Here is a 15,434-nt window from a genome sequence, read left to right as displayed (position 1 = left end):
TCGTGAGCAAGCTCACTCCCACAGTTTATTCGCGTCGTTAAAGCTCGATACTCATGCCATCGAAAGCCACTTCGACTTCGCGGCGGGCCAGTTCCGCGCGCTCGGGCGAGTCTTCGTCGAGGATCGGGTTGGTGTTGTTGATGTGGATCAGCACCTTGCGCTGGCGCGGCAGTTTTTCCAGCACTTCGAGCATTCCGCCCGGGCCATTCTGCGCCAGATGGCCCATTTCGGTCCCGGTGCGCGTGCCCACGCCGCGCCGCTTCATCTCGTCGTCGTCCCACATCGTGCCGTCCACCAGCAAGCAGTCGGCGCCGCTCATCTTCTCCATGAGGGCATCATCGACCTTGCCCAGGCCCGGTGCGTAGAACAGCTTGCCGCCGGTCCTGAGGTCTTCGACCATCAGCCCGATGTTATCGCCCGGGTGTGGGTCGAATCGGTGCGGCGAGTAGGGTGGCGCCGCGCTACGCAGAGGAAACGGCGTAAAGCGCAAGTTCGGGCAAGCCGGAATCACGAAGCTGCCTTGCAGTTCGATGCGGTTCCACACAAGGCCACCGTTCCAGTGCTTGAGCATGTTGAACAGCGGGAAGCCGGTGGTCAGGTCTTCATGGACCATGTCGGTACACCACACCTGATGCGGGCAACCCTCGCGCAGGCTCAAAAGCCCCGTGGTGTGGTCGATCTGGCTGTCCATCAGGATGATCGCGCTGATGCCGGTGTCGCGCAGGCCGCGATTGGGCTGCATGGGGGCAAAGCCTTGCAGTTGCGCCCGGATGTCGGGGGAGGCGTTGCACAGTACCCAATTCACGCCGTCATCTGACAGGGCAATGGATGACTGAGTGCGAGCATGTGCCCGCAGGCTGCCGTCACGAAAGCCTGCGCAATTGACGCAGTTGCAGTTCCATTGGGGGAAACCGCCGCCTGCAGCGGAGCCGAGAATCTGGATTTGCATGGGTACTCCGTGCCGATTGGCCGCCTGCCGGGCCAGAAAAATCTTGAGTGCTGGAACAAAAAAGCCCCGGCGAACCGAGGCTTGTCACCGCGCAAACATTAACGGCTTGCGAAGTACATGGTTACTTCAAAGCCGATGCGCAGATCAGTGTAAGCAGGTTTAGTCCACATAAAAGACTCCTTCTGGGTTAATGCAACGGTGGGTGGGTACATCTTTAGTACACCTACGAGAGGAGACGTTCAAATGCTTAGGCAGCTATGTTACTAAAATTTACTCCGGCTCAATGATGAAATATCCGATAAAGATTTTTACAGATCAGGCAACGATGGGTTCGCTGCAGCCAGCTAGACGCGTGGGTCAGGGCGGTTTGCCAGGCAAAGGCGGGCCCTCTGAGGTAGCGCTATCCGACTGGCGGCATCCCGCAGCATCGCTGGGGTCAAATGTGCAAACGAATGTTGCACCCGCTTGAGGTAATCCTGGGGGTGCCCGCACAGGTGCGCCTGCCAGAGAAGCTCGGCCGCTGCGGGGATTTCCATGGCGCCAGGGTCCGTCTGGCCGGCCAGCGTTGCGAGCTCCGCAGGCAGGTCTGCTTGCGCGACCAGCTCAGGCAAGGTTTGCAGGAATGTCTCGGTGTGTCCGACCAGTTGTTCAACGTCGGCGCTGGGAGATTGCACGCCAAACAACAGCCCGCCTTGCCCGGCAATCTGTCGGAAACCGCTGAAAACTGCGTAGCCCAGTTGCATTTCAACCCGAAGACGTTGGTAGAAAGGGGCCTGAACCAGATGAGCGAATAATCGCCAGACGGCCTCATCCTCAATGCTGTTCGAAGGCGTCGGGTAAAAAAGCAGCACAGCATTTTCAGAAGAGTCCGACGGCTCGCTGCGCCAGCGCTGGCCTGGGATCTGGGCAGCCGGTTCTATCGGCGCGTTATCCGGCTTGCCGGGCACCTGTTGCAGGGTGTGATTCAGCGCCGTGCCGACCCCTGTGGCAAAACCGCCCCAGCGCGAGCTGGCCCAGACGCTCTGCAAGTCGTTGGTTTCCGTGGTAAGCGTACTGTTCAAAAAGTGATCAGCAAGGGTGGCGAGCAACTGACGGATTGGAATGGGGGCGGGGTCTGTCAGCGGCTGACCGTATCTCGCCAGGGTTTGCCCATCGGGACGGGAAAGCAGTTGCAGCGCTTTTTCCAGCACGGCCGGCACAGGTTCGGCCAAGCCACTCAATTTAAGTTGCCAATAGTTGCCGTAGGCCGTGAATGCCAGCGTGACGCCTGCCTGCTGGGCGTCTGCGGTCAGGGCCTTGAGGCTGTCGTTGAGCATTCGGTGCAGCATCGGCTGCGGCGCGGGGAGGGTCCAGCGCAGGTAGAGGGCGGCCTCGCCGGTCATCGGCAGGGCGTCGCTGAAGGTCATGGCAGGCAGCGTAGTGGCCGTGCTGATCGGCGTGGATGGCGCGCGCAGGAACGGGTTGGCCTCAGGCAAGCGCCAGTTGATCTCGCCCAAGGCCATGGATGGCAAATTGACCGGAGCTGTGAGTTGGTCGAGAAGGGCGTCGATCGCGTTATCGTTCAAGTCCGTTGGCTGGGCGCTGTAGTGTCGGGCCAGGGGCAGGGCGGTGCTGACGGCGAGGCGACGTTGTTCCAGCCGCGTGTGCTCGCCGAGCAGGTTGCGGTGGTGGGTTTTGAAGAATGTCAGCCAGTTGAGTATCAAACCTTGGATTTGTGTTGCCCGTCCTGACGCTATCGCGAGCAAGCTCACTCCTACAGAAGATTGCGAACATCCTGTAGGAGTGAGCTTGCTCGCGATGACGTCAGACGTAACGACATCTATCTCAAGCAACGCCTGCCCCGCAAACTCATACACCACCTGAGCCTTGAGCGACTCGATCAACCCCCGCTCCCGCAATTGCGCGACCAGCCCGCCCGGTTGCGTATTGTTCATCCAGGTGCAGAGGAAGGCCGCCGCCTGTTCGTGCCCCTCGGGCAGCCCTTCGCACGGGAACATCAGATGAATCTGAAGCTGATCGGTATCGGCCTTGTATTCGCGCTGGCCATCCATCAGCGCCGGGGGCATCTGTTGCTGCACCCGACTGCCCTTTGTGAAATACCCGCCATGGGCCCGCGCCAGAGCCTCCAACTCATCCAGCGGCTGCGGCCCGGCCAGGCTCAAGGTCATCTGGCCGCCCTGATAGAAGGTGCGATAAAAATCCTGCAGCGCCTGCTGAAACGCCTGACGCGGGACCGGCAAGCTGAAGCGATTTCCGGCGTGGAACCCGCGCAACGGGTGCAGGGGCGAAAGCGGCTGCAAGCGCTTGAGCTGTTCCCGTGATGCGGCATCCCGGGACCAGGCGATGAACTCTGCGTGCAACACTTCCCTTTCCCGCAACTGATCGTCCAGCGTCATACGAGGATGCGCGAGCATTTCGCACAGCCGCGCAAGACCTCCGGCGAATGCAGCAGGCGCCAGCTCAAAGAAAAAGTCGGTGGTGCGTTCGCGAGTGCTGGCGTTGAGTTGCCCGCCATGACGCTGAACATAGGCCATCAGCTTCTGATCGGCAGGAAATCGCTCCGTGCCGAGAAAGAACAGGTGCTCAAGAAAGTGCGCCAGCCCTGGCCATTGCGGCGCCACATCATGGCTGCCCGCCGCCACCCGCAGTGCCGCTGCAGAACGCTTCAGGCGCGGCGCACAGCACAGCTCCACCCGCAGGCCGTTGGGCAGGGTCAGGGAGCGGTGGGTGGTTGAGTCGGGTGCAGGCATGACGATTTCCGCAAAGCGTTGGGGCGTGACGGGTCATGCTAGCGGATTCCCGATCAGGCGGCATGCCCCGTAGCAGCACGGCTTGCCGGCGGGGCCGTGTGTCAGTCACTTCATCAGGTACTGACACACCGCTCCCGCCGGCAAGCCGTGCTGCTACGGGTGAGGTGCTACTCAGGGTTTGCTCAGCCCGGAATAGAAACCGGGGCGTCGGTCCTTGAAGTAGGTGTTGATCGCCTGGGATTTGCCCATGACCTGCCGATCCAGATCCGCCACCACCAGGGCTTCCTCGTGCCCCGCCAGCCCAACCTGCTTGCCGTCCGGCGCGCAGATGCTGCTCAGTCCGCAGTAATGAATCGGGCCTTCGCTGCCGCAGTAGTTGGCGTACACCAGATAGCACTGGTTTTCGAACGCGCGCGCACGCACCGTGACTTCGGCGACGAAGTCGTACGGTTCCATGTTGGCGGTCGGCACCAGAATCAGGTTCACGCCTTCCAGCGCCAGCCGCCGGGTGTTCTCGGGAAATTCCACGTCATAGCAGATCAGGAAACCCAGCTTCCAGCCGTCGAATTCCACAACCGGAAAATGCTCCTCTCCTGCACTGAACATCGACTTGTCCAGCTCACCGTAGAGATGCGTCTTACGGTAATTGCAGAGGCGTGCACCTTTGGCGTCGATCAGCTGCACCGCGTTGAAGACCTGATCGTTCTCGCCCAGCTCCGGATAGCCATACAGAATCGCCACGCCAGTCGCCTGGGTGATGGTGGCGATGGCTTGTGCCGCCGGGCCGTCGCAGCGCTGGGCCAGTGAACGTGCGGCCTGCGCGCCGATGTTGTAGCCACTGAGAAACATCTCCGGGCAGACCAGCAGCGTAGCGCCTTGGGCCGCCGCTTCGATCGCCTGGGTATTCAGGCGCTGCAGGTTGCCGCTGATGTCCAGCGGCAGGGGTGGGCATTGATACAAAGCGACGCGCATGGAGAGCCTCTTATTCCGGCAACACGACCGGGCCGATTTCGTGGAAAACGTCACCCGGCCCCGGGTTCTCGGCGTGGGTCTTGCCGCCGAAGTGGGTCATGATGCCCCACACCGCGTTGAGCGAGGTCTGCACCGCGCCCTCGACCCAGGCGGGCGTCCATGACACGTCGTCGCCGGCGATGAAAATGCCGCGCTGATCGTCAGGCATGTCCTTCTGCATGAAGTGCGCATACATCCGCTGGTTGTAGCGGTAGTGCCCCGGCAGTGCACCCTTGAAGGCGCCAAGGAAATGCGGGTCGGCTTCCCACGACACCGTGATCGGATCTCCGATGATGCGCGCGGCGATATCCACCTTCGGGTAGATCTTTTTCAGCGCGCCCAAGGCCAGGCTGACGCGCTTTTCCACTGGGTGCGGCAGCATTTTCAGCGCATCGCTCATCCATGAGTACGACAGACAAATCACCCCCGGCTTCTCGGTGCCATTGGCGTAGGTGCCGTTGTCGAACAGGTAGGTGCCGCGGGTCAGGCGGTCGGTCAGGGTCATGCTCATCAGGTCGCGGCCGGTTTCCGGGTCCTTGTCCTTCCAGAACGGGCGATCGACCATGACAAAGGTTTTCGACGACTGCATGTAGCGGGTGCGGTCCAGGGCCATCCACATCTTCTGCGAAAACAGCGACTCTTCGCATTCGATCTGGGTGGTCAGCAGCCAGCTCTGGCAGGTGGCGAGCACAGCGTCGTAATGCCGGGTGTCACCCCAATTGTCGGTCACGGCAAACTGGCCGTCGGCGGAGCGGGCAATGCGCTTGACCCCGGTACGCGGCGCGCCGTGGTGCAGGGTCGAGAGGCTGGTGCCTTCCGGCCAGTGAGCACAACGTTCCGGCGCGTGACGCCAGATACCCAGCGGCACTTGCTCGACGCCGCCGACGATGAGGTGCTGGTGATCGTCGCAGTTGGTCATCACCACGCGAAAGATTTCCAGCATCGAGTTGGGGAAGTCCGAGTCCCAGCCGCCGGTGCCGAAACCGACCTGGCCGAACACTTCGCGGTGATAGAACGACAGCTTGGCGAAGGCTTTTGAGGTGGCGACGAAATCGTAGAAAGTGCGGTCGTCCCACAGCGGCACCAGCTTGTCCCACAGTTCCTTTAGGCGTGGCACGTCGCGGTCGCGGATGGCTTGCTGAATGTCGGCGAACTGCGCGCCGTCTTCCAGCGCATCGGCCCAGGCGTCGGCCACCTCCTGAAACAGTGCAGGCAAGTCCGACAGTTTCTGTGCGTAGTGGGTAGCACCTTCCAGGTCGATGACAGTGCTGCCAGAGGCTGCGGTCAGCGGGTTGGGGAAGGGTTTTGATTCAAGACCCAGTTTGTCGACGTAGTGGTAGAACGCCGTGGAGGACACCGGGAAGCGCATGCCGCCCAGTTCGGCGATGATGCCTTCGGCGCCTTCGAATTGCTGCGAGCGCAAGCGGCCGCCCATTTTCGAGGCTTCGTAGACGACCGGCTTGAGGCCCAGTTTCATCAACTCGTAAGCCGCGACCAGCCCCGCGATGCCAGCACCGACGATGGCCACTTCCTTGCCGTGATTTTCCTGGGGAATGCTGCCCAGGCCGGCCGGGTGTTCGATCCAGTCGTCAAAGGCGAACGGAAAGTCCGGACCGAAAATCGTGATCGGTTTTTTGCCGTCGGCGGGGTGGCGATTGTTCTTCATGGACTGACCTTGTTCGACTGTGGCGCGAAAAGGAAAGTCTAGATAACAGTTGAGACGTTAATAAGACGCAGAGTGTCGTCGTTGTGTAGATAAATCAGTCAAAATGACGAACTTTTTGGTCAGACCGGCTGCCCGCGATCGATCTTGCTGCTGAGGATGATCGAGGTGGTGGTCTTTTCCACGCCGTCGACGCTGCCGATCAGGTCCAGCAACTGGTCCAGCTGTTCGGGTGAATCGGTGCGCAGCCAGGCCACGTAGTCGAATTCGCCACTGACCGCGCACAACTGCTGAACCTGCGCCAGCGCGCTCAAACGCCGCAACACTTCCTTGCCCGAACGAGGCTGCACGGTGATCCCGACATAAGCCTGCAGGCCGCCATCGACGACCCGCTGGCTCAGGCGCACGCCGTAGCCGGTGATGATTCGGGTTTTCTCCAGGCGCGCCAGGCGAGAGGTGACAGTGGTACGTGCGATCCCCAACTGCCGGGCCAGATTGGCGACGGGCTCGCGGGCGTTGATCTGCAGGGCCGCGATCAACTGGCGATCGATTTCGTCGAGAGCGGGAGGGCGGGTGTCGGACAAGGGAATCTCCATCAGCAAGCGGGCAATATTACCCGCTACCGGGATTTGTGTCCGACCTGCGCCGCGTGGCGCGCAGCTGCGGGCTTGTTTCTCCGCTCGTCTGCGCGAAATGAACATTTTATTGATCGAATTGCGCATTTATTTTGATTGGCATAAGCTCGTCTGAGCAAATCGATCACAAAGATGATCATTTCGCGCAGATTTGAGTGTTTAGCGCCTGCACCACACCCATTGCTGCAACCATAAAAATAAGGAGTATTCCCGTGGCCCAGATTCCAATCAAACGCACCATCGAACGTGTACCCGGCGGCATGATGATCGTGCCGTTGCTCATCGGCTCGCTGATCGCGACGTTTCTGCCTGACATGCCGAAGTTCTTCGGCTCCTTCACCAATGCGCTGTTCACCGGTTCGCTGCCGATCCTGGCGGTGTTCTATGTGTGCATGGGCGCGAGCATCGACGTGAAGGCCACGCCTTACCTGCTGAAGAAAGGCGGGGTGCTGTTTGGCACCAAGGTCGGCACTGCCATGGTGATTGGCGTGGTCATGGGGCACTTCCTGGGCGAGCAGCCGATCAGTTCCGGGGTGTTCGCCGGGCTGTCGACGCTGGCTGTCGTGGCGGCGATGAACGACACCAACGGTGGTCTGTACATGGCGCTGATGGGCCAGTACGGGCGTTCCGAAGACGTGGGCGCCTACTCGGTCATGTCGCTGGAGTCCGGCCCGTTCCTGACCATGGTCACCCTCGGCGTTGCGGGCCTGGCGGCATTCCCCTGGCCGACGCTGGTGGGGGCGATCCTGCCACTGATGCTGGGCATGTTGCTGGGTAACCTGGACCGCGAAATGCGCGACTTCCTGGCCAAGGCCGTGCCGGTGATGATTCCCTTCTTCGCCCTGGCGCTGGGTGCCAGCCTGGACCTGCACAAGGTCTGGCAGGCCGGCCTGCTGGGCATCGGCCTGGGCCTGGCCGTGGTGGTGCTGACGGGTATTCCGCTGTACTTCGCCGACCGTGCCACGGGCGGCACAGGTGTTGCCGGGATGGCGGCCGCCAACACGGCGGGTAACGCTGCGGCAGTGCCGGCGCTGGTGGCCGCGGCTAACCCTGTCTATACGGAGGCCGCGAATTCCGCGACTCTGCTGGTGGCCGCTTGTGTGGTGGTCACGGCTGTTCTGTCGCCGATTCTTACGGCGTCCGTCGCCAAGCGTCACAAAGAGCGTCACGCTGCAAAACAGGTGAAGGTCAATGCGCAGCAGGAGGCCGTGAGATGACATTGCTGATCATTGCCGATGATCTGTCGGGCGCGGCGGACTGCGCAATTGCCTTCGCCGGCGCCGGGCTGAGCACGGTGGTGACCCTCGATGCGTCCCATGACACCGGCGATGCCAGCGTGGTCGCCATCGACACCGACACCCGCCGCCTGTCTGCCGATGCAGCAGGTCAGCGCACGCTGTCGGCCTGGCAGGTGCTGCGCCGGCCCCGGCAGCACCTGTACAAGAAAATCGATTCGACCTTGCGCGGCAACTGGGCGGCTGAAGTCGCTGCCCTGCAACCCCAGGCGGGCCTTGCGATTGTCGCGCCGGCATTTCCTGCCACCGGGCGCACCACTCTTGAGGGCCGGGTGCTGGTCAATGGTCAGCCGCTGGAAACCACTGACACCTGGAAGCTGGAACATGCCGAGCGTTCGGCAGACATCGCCTCGATGCTCGAGGGTGAGGGCCTGCGCACTGCGAAGCTGAACCTTGAACTGCTGCGAGGCGATTCCATTGCATTGGTCAGGCACATTGCCGAAATCGCCGGCAGTGGCGTCGAAGCCTTGATCGTCGATGCGCAGACCACCGCCGATCTGCACGTTCTGGCCAGCGTTACGCTGCAGATGACCGAGGCGCTGGCGCTGTTCTGGGTCGGGTCCGGCGGGCTGGCGCGGGAAATCGCTGCGCTGTCTGAACAGGTGGCAGTTCCTGCACAAGCCCCTGAGAAGTTCGCGCCGACGCTGGTTCTGGTCGGCAGCCTGTCCAGCGTTTCCGAACGCCAGTGCGCGCTGCTCAAGGAGCGCTCCGGCATCGGTGAACTGATTGTCCCGCCTGCCGTGTTGCGTCACGGCATGGCCCATGCGGACTGGGCTGGTTGGGAAATGCGCATCGGCCAATGTTTGCGTCGCGGCGAAGATCTGCTGCTGCGCATTGGCCGTGACGACGCATTCGATCCGGCCGAAGGTGCGCGCCTTTCGACGCTGCTGGCCGCGCTGGTCAGGCCGCATTTCGCCCATGTCGGCGGGCTGGTGGCCACTGGTGGCGAAACCGCCCGCGCCATGCTCGGCGCGGTGGGGATCGGCAGCCTGCAATTGCTCTGTGAAATCGAAGCGGGTGTTGCCTTTGGCCGCCCGATCGCAAGCCGGGACGGTCATCGTCCGGGCGTGGTGACCAAGGCCGGGGCGTTCGGCACCGATCACGCGCTCTACGCCGCCTGGCTGCATATGAACAACGCTGTAGCGCCTGTGGAATCGTCCGCAGGTCTTGTAACGAATCCTGCTCTACAAGGTAAGAATCATGAGTAATTATTTGCCAGTCATCGGTATCACCATGGGCGACGCGACTGGCGTCGGTCCTGAGTGCATCGTCAAGAGCCTCGCCCACGACGTGGTGTATCAGCAGTGCCGACCGCTGGTGATCGGCGATGCCGGGCGTCTGGAGCTGGCCAATGAAATCGTCAAGGGCAGCCTGAAGATCCGCCGTATCGACGACGCCTCCCAGGCCCTGTACGAAAAGGGCGTGGTGGATTGCATCGACCTGAACCTGATCCCGGCCGACCTGCCTTTTGGCGAGTTGTCACCCATTGCTGGTGACGGCGCCTACCAGTACATCGCCCGTGCGGTGAAGCTGGCCGAAGCCGGCGAGATCGACGCGATCTGCACCGCACCGCTGAACAAGGAAGCACTGCATGCCGGTGGCCACAAATACCCCGGCCACACCGAGATGCTGGCCCACCTGACCAACGTCGACGAAGTGTCGATGATGCTGGTGGCGCCGCAACTGCGGGTCATTCACGTGACCACTCACATCGGCATCATCGATGCGATCCGCAAGATCGAGCCGGGCCTGGTCCAGCGCACCATCGAACGCGGCAACGCCACCCTCATCAAGTCCGGCATTGCCCGGCCACGCATCGGCGTATGCGGCATCAACCCGCATGCGGGCGAGAACGGCCTGTTCGGTTATGGCGAGGAAGAAGAGAAGATCATTCCGGCGGTCAAACTGTTGCAGGAGCAAGGTCTGGACGTGACCGGCCCGCTGCCGGCAGACACCCTGTTCTTCCGCGCTGGCCGGGGCGATTTCGACCTGGTGGTAGCGATGTACCACGACCAGGGTCATGGCCCGGTCAAGGTGCTGGGCCTGGAAGCGGGCGTCAATGTCACGGTGGGCCTGGAAGTGATTCGTACCTCGGTCGACCACGGCACCGCGTTCGACATCGCCGGTAAAGGCATCGCGGACGAGCGCAGCCTGCTCGAAGCCCTGCGCCAGGGCGCCGAGCTGGCGACGCGGCGGGGGTGAGGAGGTGTGGCCCGGTCGTGTAAGATCAGCGGCCTTCCACCCACGAGGCCACCCATGAAAGCCACCGACCGTCACCGCGCCATTCTCGAACTGGTTCGCGCCCGCGACACCAACGTCGAGCAATTGAGCGCTGCCCTGGGTGTGTCGGAGGCGACGGTGCGGCGCGACCTGACCATGCTCGCCAAGCAGCGCCACCTGGTGCGCACCCATGGTGGTGCCACTGCGCTGATCGGCGTGCATGAGCCGGAAGCCTCGCTGGAGGAACGCAAGTCCGCCCAGCGCGACCAGAAAGACGTGATCGCCAAGGCGGCGGCGATGCATGTCGAAGAGGGTGACACCGTGCTGCTCGATGGCGGCACCACCTGCGCGGCGCTGGCCTTGCACCTGTGCTCGCGGCAGAACGTACACGTGGTGACCAATAACCTGCTGGCAGTGATGACCCTGGCCAACGCACCGGGAATTCGTCTGACGTTGATCGGCGGTGACCTGCGCGGTTCGAGCATGAGCACCCTGGGCCCGCTGGCCGAGCTGACCCTCAGCCGCTTGAGCGTGGACAAGGCGTTCCTGGGCGCGGACGGCGTGGTGGCGGAGTTCGGGCTCTGCGAAGCCAGTGATCAGCAGGCCTATCTCAAGGAGTGCATCATCAAGCGCGCCGCCCAGGTGTTCGTGCTGGCGGATGTAGACAAGCTGGGTCGCGCCCGCCAGCAACACTGGACCCCCATCGAGCGCGAGTGGACGCTGATCACCTCCGGTGAGGCGGATGAGTCGTTGCTGGCGCCGTTCAAGGCGATGCAGCAGATCTCGGTGGAAACTGCAGACGCCTGAGCGCCAAAGGACCTGCGTTTACTGGTGTTCGTAGGCTGTTTCCCCAATATTTGTAGGACTTTTCCCTGCTGTCACCGCTTTGTCATTCAGCTGTCACTCCCGGCATGTCTAAATCGGCTCCCTGACCCTCTGAATCCACGCTGGGAGCCCTCTCATGAGTCTGGATATTTCCGAAACCGCCCGCTACATCCAAGCCGACATCCTCGACAGCTTCGACGAAGAACTGGAGATGGAGTACGACGACGCACGTCTTGACGGTCTGCTTGCGGACCTGGGTGAGGAAGTCCCTAAAGGCATCGACCGTCGCGTGTATTTCCGCGAACTGCTGCGCCTGCAAGGCGAGCTGGTCAAGCTGCAGGATTGGGTGGTCAGCCAGAAGCTCAAGGTAGTCGTGCTGTTCGAAGGTCGTGACGCGGCGGGCAAGGGCGGCGCGATCAAGCGCATCACCCAGCGCCTTAATCCTCGGGTCTGCCGAGTCGCCGCGCTGACCGCACCGAGCGAGCGCGAGCGCACCCAGTGGTACTTCCAGCGCTACGTTTCGCACCTTCCGGCGGCGGGCGAAATGGTGCTGTTCGACCGTAGCTGGTACAACCGCGCGGGCGTCGAGCGGGTCATGGGGTTCTGCGATAACGAAGAATACGAAGAGTTTTTCCGCACCGTTCCCGAGTTCGAAAAGATGCTGGTGCGCTCGGGCATCATCCTCATCAAGTACTGGTTCTCGATCACCGATGACGAGCAGTATCGCCGCTTCCTGATGCGCATCCACGATCCGCTGAAACAGTGGAAGCTCTCGCCGATGGACCTGGAATCGCGCCGTCGCTGGGAAGACTACACACGCGCCAAGGAAGAAATGCTCACCCGCTCGCACACCGACGTGGCGCCGTGGTGGATCGTGGAGGCCGACGACAAGAAACGCGCGCGGCTCAACTGCATCCATCATTTGCTGGAGCAGATCCCGCGTGGTGAAGTCGAGGCGCCGCAGGTGATCCTGCCGGAGCGCGAATACAACGCCAACTACCTGCGCGCCCCCGTGCCGCGCAACATGGTGGTGCCTTCGGTTTACTGAGGACCCTGCCTGCTGGCGGAGGTGCCCTCAAGATCGCTCCCGCGGGCAAGCCCGGCTGCTACGGGGATTTGGTTGTCACGAAGATTCGCGCCTCCCCCCGATCCCGTAGCAGCACGGCTTGCCGGCGGGGAAGCCCTCAAGATCGCCGACGCCGGCAAGCCGGACTGCTACGTCGTCATAGGATGTCACGAAGATACGCGCTTCACCCCGATCTCGTAGCAGCACGGCTTGCCGGCGGGGAGGCCCTCAAGATCGCCGACGCCGGCAAGCCGGACTGCTACGTCGTCATAGGGGGTCACGAAGATAGGCGTTCCACCCGATCTCGTAGCAGTACGGCTTGCCGGCGTCGACGTCTTGAAGGTCGCCATAACCGCGAAGGCGAACGTCTAGAGGCGGCGAACTCCGAATCAGATCTTCCACTTCCTGGCCGTCTTGGCCAACCGCTGTTGCAGCCCTTCGAGGTTCAGCGCCAACTGCCGGTTCATCAACTGATAACCCAGCATTTCAGCCGAGGCCGCAGGCGCTTCTGGCCCCACCGACAAGGATTCGGTCGGCCGCTTGAGGCGCTCTGTCGCGCCGCTTTGCAACGCGCGAGCCATGCCGATCAGCATGCGCCGGATACGCCGTTGTTCGGCGTCCAGGCCGGTCGCCCCCATGTCCGCCGGGCGAAGATTGGAAAGAATTTCCAGGGTGCTCAGACACATCCGGAAATGCCCCTGTATCGCGTCCAGCTCCACCGCTGAAATCCTCACCTCCTTGGACACCGATGGCATCAGCGACCTTAACTGCAGCATCGTTGCGTTGAGCTTGGCCGTCAGTTTCAGATGCTCGTCAGCCGTGATCGACTGCCCGCTGCAAATCCGCTCGTACACCTTGGCGCAATTGCGCAACCCCTTGGCCAGGTTGTAGCGCCACGAGTACACCGCATACAGCGGCAGGGCGAAGGAGAACGCCAGGGCCAGCACGATGCCGATCAGGATATCCACAGTGCGCCACAGCCCATCGGTGATCGGGTTGTCGCCATGGCCCGCAACGATAAACAACGTAATGGCCGAGAGCAGCGCCGTGTAACCGCCCTTGCCGATGGCGTGATAGGCGAAGAACCCGCAGATCAGCGCCATGATGCAGTACGTCAGCAAGGGCATGCCCAGGTACATCTGCTGCGCCACCACCATCAACCCGAGCGCCGCGCCGATCAGGGTGCCATAGGCCCGCTCCACCGACTTCTTGCCGATATTGCCGTGATGCTGCAATCCGCCGATCACGATCAGCATCGTGACCGACGCCCATTCGCCGTGGGGCAGATGAATGCCGGTGGTCAGCAGAATCGACACGATCAGGCCGACCACGATGCGACCGGCGTGAATGTAGCGCGCGTACAGATAGCGGCGGTATGGGTCCAGCAAAGGACGCAGCAGCGGGCGCAGAAAGGCGGGCAGGGAGAGGATATTCATGGGGTAACAGACCCTGAAAGTGGCGAATGTATCCGGATAACTAGCAAACGCCCGGCCCAGAGCTTCTGGTAGGCTGGCGACATGACAGGTCCGCTGGCCGGGCGACGAGGAATAACCAATTGCAATACCTGAAAGATCTGTACTGGAAACGCTGGATCAGAAAGCGCGGTGCCAAGCTGGCCGGTGGTTTGCCGTCGTTGAGCAAGCGCTGTGAGCTGGTCATCGAGGATCACGTCGAACTGGGACATTTAGAGTTGCGCACAGGTCACGTCGAAATCGGGGCCCACACCTACATTCGCAGCGGAACGCACCTGTCGCTGGTGTCGTCCATCGGACGTTTCTGTTCTATCGCCTCGGATGTCTACATCGGCCAGGAGAAATACACCCATCCCAGCGACTGGACCAGCTCGCACCCCTTCCAGTACACCGACTCGCCACTGACCTACACCGCGCCAACTGAACTGGCTGTCATTGGTCATGACGTCTGGATCGGCCACAGCGCCATGATCATGGAAGGCGTCACTGTGGGGACTGGCGCCATTATCGCAACTCGCGCCGTGGTCACTCAGGATGTGCCGCCGTACGCCATCGTCGCGGGCTTTCCGGCGAAGGTCGTCCGCTATCGCCACGCGCCGGACATCATCGAACGCCTGCTGGCCAGCCAGTGGTGGGAGCGTGATGTGAGTGAGTTGAGAGCCTTACCCATGGACCAGCCCGAGCTGTTCTTGCAAGCGCTGGAGGCCGGCCGCGCCAGCACCCAGGCTCGTTACCGCAAGCTCAGTATAAGCCGAGACGGATGCCGGGAGATTTAAGCGTCAACTGTGGCTGAACGGTGCACAACCAGATCGGCTGACAATCCTGCGCGGAACAGCTGCACCACGTGTTCCGGTGTCAGCACGACGACCTGTTCGTCCGGCGACATCTTTTCGCGAAGGGGCTCGTACCCTTCAAACGACCAGCGCCACTGCTTGCCCCGCCACAGCAGAATGGCCTGGCCGTCAGCCTCGATCATCGTCCCGTCCGGCAAATTTCCCAACCTTGCCCGCCAGGTCCGCTGGCTGCCGTCAGCGTTCAACCGCTCCCCATGCAGGACCCGGTCAATGCCGACGGCGGATCGATCCGCTTCGGGAAACACCTCTGCCCAAAGCGTCTGAAAATGTTTGTAGGATGCACGGCGGCAATAGCTGCACGGCCGATGCCCGGCCGCGTAGCTCGTGGCCTCATCAAGAAAGAACAACTCGGTATAACGCCCCGGCGACATCACCTGACGCCGCACACCCTTGAACTCCAGCACGCAGGTAATCCACCGCTCCAGCGCCCAGTGGCGAGTGATCTGCCGGTGGTCGTTGTGCAGCAGGCCACGATTGCCCATGAAGGTGCCGCGGCTGCTGTTGGCGCAGAGTTGTGAGGTTGGGGTGACGCGGTTTTGTAGAGGCATGGGGTGGTCCTCAACCGGGTATCGGGGCGAAAAAAAGCCGCGCAATGCGCGGCTTTCAAAGGTGGTGGGCCCACACGGACTCGAACCGTGGACCAAAGGATTATGAGTCCTCTGCTCTAACCAACTGAGCTATAGGCCCTCAGTCT

General features: G+C 62.0%; 14 protein-coding genes and 1 tRNA gene. 6 read left to right on the top strand and 9 right to left on the bottom strand.

Features of this window, described 5'->3' with window-relative positions; genetic code table 11:
* Positions 1–37: 37 nt before the first annotated feature.
* From pqqB to NPS29_RS06555, 6 genes are all read right to left on the bottom strand, one after another.
* Positions 38–949 (bottom strand): pyrroloquinoline quinone biosynthesis protein PqqB, encoded by a 912-nt coding sequence (gene pqqB, locus NPS29_RS06580; RefSeq protein WP_274131491.1) that lies wholly within the window; start codon positions 947–949, stop codon positions 38–40.
* 98 nt (positions 950–1,047) lie between these two features.
* Positions 1,048–1,119: a pyrroloquinoline quinone precursor peptide PqqA gene (gene pqqA / locus NPS29_RS06575; RefSeq protein ID WP_008365141.1), complete on the bottom strand. Its 72-nt coding sequence runs from the start codon at positions 1,117–1,119 to the stop codon at positions 1,048–1,050.
* Between the two features lie 174 nt (positions 1,120–1,293).
* Positions 1,294–3,699: a pyrroloquinoline quinone biosynthesis protein PqqF gene (gene pqqF, locus NPS29_RS06570; protein WP_274131490.1), complete on the bottom strand. Its 2,406-nt coding sequence runs from the start codon at positions 3,697–3,699 to the stop codon at positions 1,294–1,296.
* A 171-nt stretch (positions 3,700–3,870) separates the two neighbouring features.
* Entirely contained in the window at positions 3,871–4,671 is an 801-nt protein-coding gene (locus tag NPS29_RS06565) for a carbon-nitrogen hydrolase family protein (RefSeq protein WP_274131489.1), read from the bottom strand.
* A 10-nt stretch (positions 4,672–4,681) separates the two neighbouring features.
* Positions 4,682–6,376, bottom strand: coding sequence for a flavin monoamine oxidase family protein (locus tag NPS29_RS06560; RefSeq protein ID WP_274131488.1), 1,695 nt, complete (start codon positions 6,374–6,376; stop codon positions 4,682–4,684).
* A gap of 119 nt (positions 6,377–6,495) precedes the next feature.
* Positions 6,496–6,957, bottom strand: a complete 462-nt coding sequence (locus NPS29_RS06555) for an Lrp/AsnC family transcriptional regulator (RefSeq protein WP_274131486.1) — start codon at positions 6,955–6,957, stop codon at positions 6,496–6,498.
* Between the two features lie 263 nt (positions 6,958–7,220).
* On the opposite strand from NPS29_RS06555, the gene NPS29_RS06550 reads away from it, so the two are divergent.
* The 5 genes from NPS29_RS06550 to ppk2 all read left to right on the top strand — a co-directional run bounded on the left by NPS29_RS06550 (position 7,221) and on the right by ppk2 (position 12,396).
* The gene (locus tag NPS29_RS06550; RefSeq protein ID WP_274131484.1) at positions 7,221–8,225 is read left to right on the top strand and encodes a 2-keto-3-deoxygluconate permease; all 1,005 of its coding nucleotides are present in this window, start codon (positions 7,221–7,223) and stop codon (positions 8,223–8,225) included.
* Positions 8,222–9,511, top strand: coding sequence for a four-carbon acid sugar kinase family protein (locus tag NPS29_RS06545; protein WP_274131482.1), 1,290 nt, complete (start codon positions 8,222–8,224; stop codon positions 9,509–9,511). Before NPS29_RS06550 ends, NPS29_RS06545 begins: the two co-directional genes overlap by 4 nt.
* Positions 9,504–10,505 (top strand): 4-hydroxythreonine-4-phosphate dehydrogenase PdxA, encoded by a 1,002-nt coding sequence (pdxA, locus tag NPS29_RS06540; RefSeq protein WP_274131480.1) that lies wholly within the window; start codon positions 9,504–9,506, stop codon positions 10,503–10,505. Before NPS29_RS06545 ends, pdxA begins: the two co-directional genes overlap by 8 nt.
* Before the next feature lie 54 nt (positions 10,506–10,559).
* Positions 10,560–11,330 carry a DeoR/GlpR family DNA-binding transcription regulator gene (locus NPS29_RS06535; RefSeq protein WP_274131478.1) on the top strand — a complete coding sequence of 257 codons (771 nt, stop codon included), beginning with the start codon at positions 10,560–10,562 and terminating at the stop codon, positions 11,328–11,330.
* Positions 11,331–11,484: 154 nt separating this feature from the next.
* A complete protein-coding gene (gene ppk2 / locus NPS29_RS06530) occupies positions 11,485–12,396 on the top strand; it encodes a polyphosphate kinase 2 (protein WP_274131476.1) in 912 nt (303 codons plus the stop codon).
* Between the two features lie 407 nt (positions 12,397–12,803).
* Here ppk2 and NPS29_RS06525 read toward each other — a convergent pair whose 3' ends face one another.
* Entirely contained in the window at positions 12,804–13,850 is a 1,047-nt protein-coding gene (locus NPS29_RS06525) for an FUSC family protein (RefSeq protein ID WP_274131474.1), read from the bottom strand.
* A 119-nt stretch (positions 13,851–13,969) separates the two neighbouring features.
* Between NPS29_RS06525 and NPS29_RS06520 the strand changes: the two genes are divergently transcribed.
* Positions 13,970–14,662 carry a CatB-related O-acetyltransferase gene (locus NPS29_RS06520; protein ID WP_274131472.1) on the top strand — a complete coding sequence of 231 codons (693 nt, stop codon included), beginning with the start codon at positions 13,970–13,972 and terminating at the stop codon, positions 14,660–14,662.
* On the opposite strand, the gene NPS29_RS06515 is transcribed toward NPS29_RS06520, so the two are convergent.
* Together NPS29_RS06515 and NPS29_RS06510 are read right to left on the bottom strand one after the other, a co-directional pair.
* A complete protein-coding gene (locus NPS29_RS06515; RefSeq protein ID WP_274131470.1) occupies positions 14,659–15,288 on the bottom strand; it encodes a hypothetical protein in 630 nt (209 codons plus the stop codon). The genes NPS29_RS06520 and NPS29_RS06515 overlap by 4 nt on opposite strands.
* A gap of 62 nt (positions 15,289–15,350) precedes the next feature.
* Positions 15,351–15,427, bottom strand: a tRNA-Ile gene (locus tag NPS29_RS06510).
* Positions 15,428–15,434: the final 7 nt, after the last annotated feature.

This window comes from Pseudomonas putida (genome assembly GCF_028682175.1).
Taxonomy (GTDB): domain Bacteria; phylum Pseudomonadota; class Gammaproteobacteria; order Pseudomonadales; family Pseudomonadaceae; genus Aquipseudomonas; species Aquipseudomonas putida_AD.
The sequence above is the reverse complement of the archived record's forward strand: the minus strand, read 5'-3'. Positions and strand labels throughout refer to the sequence as shown.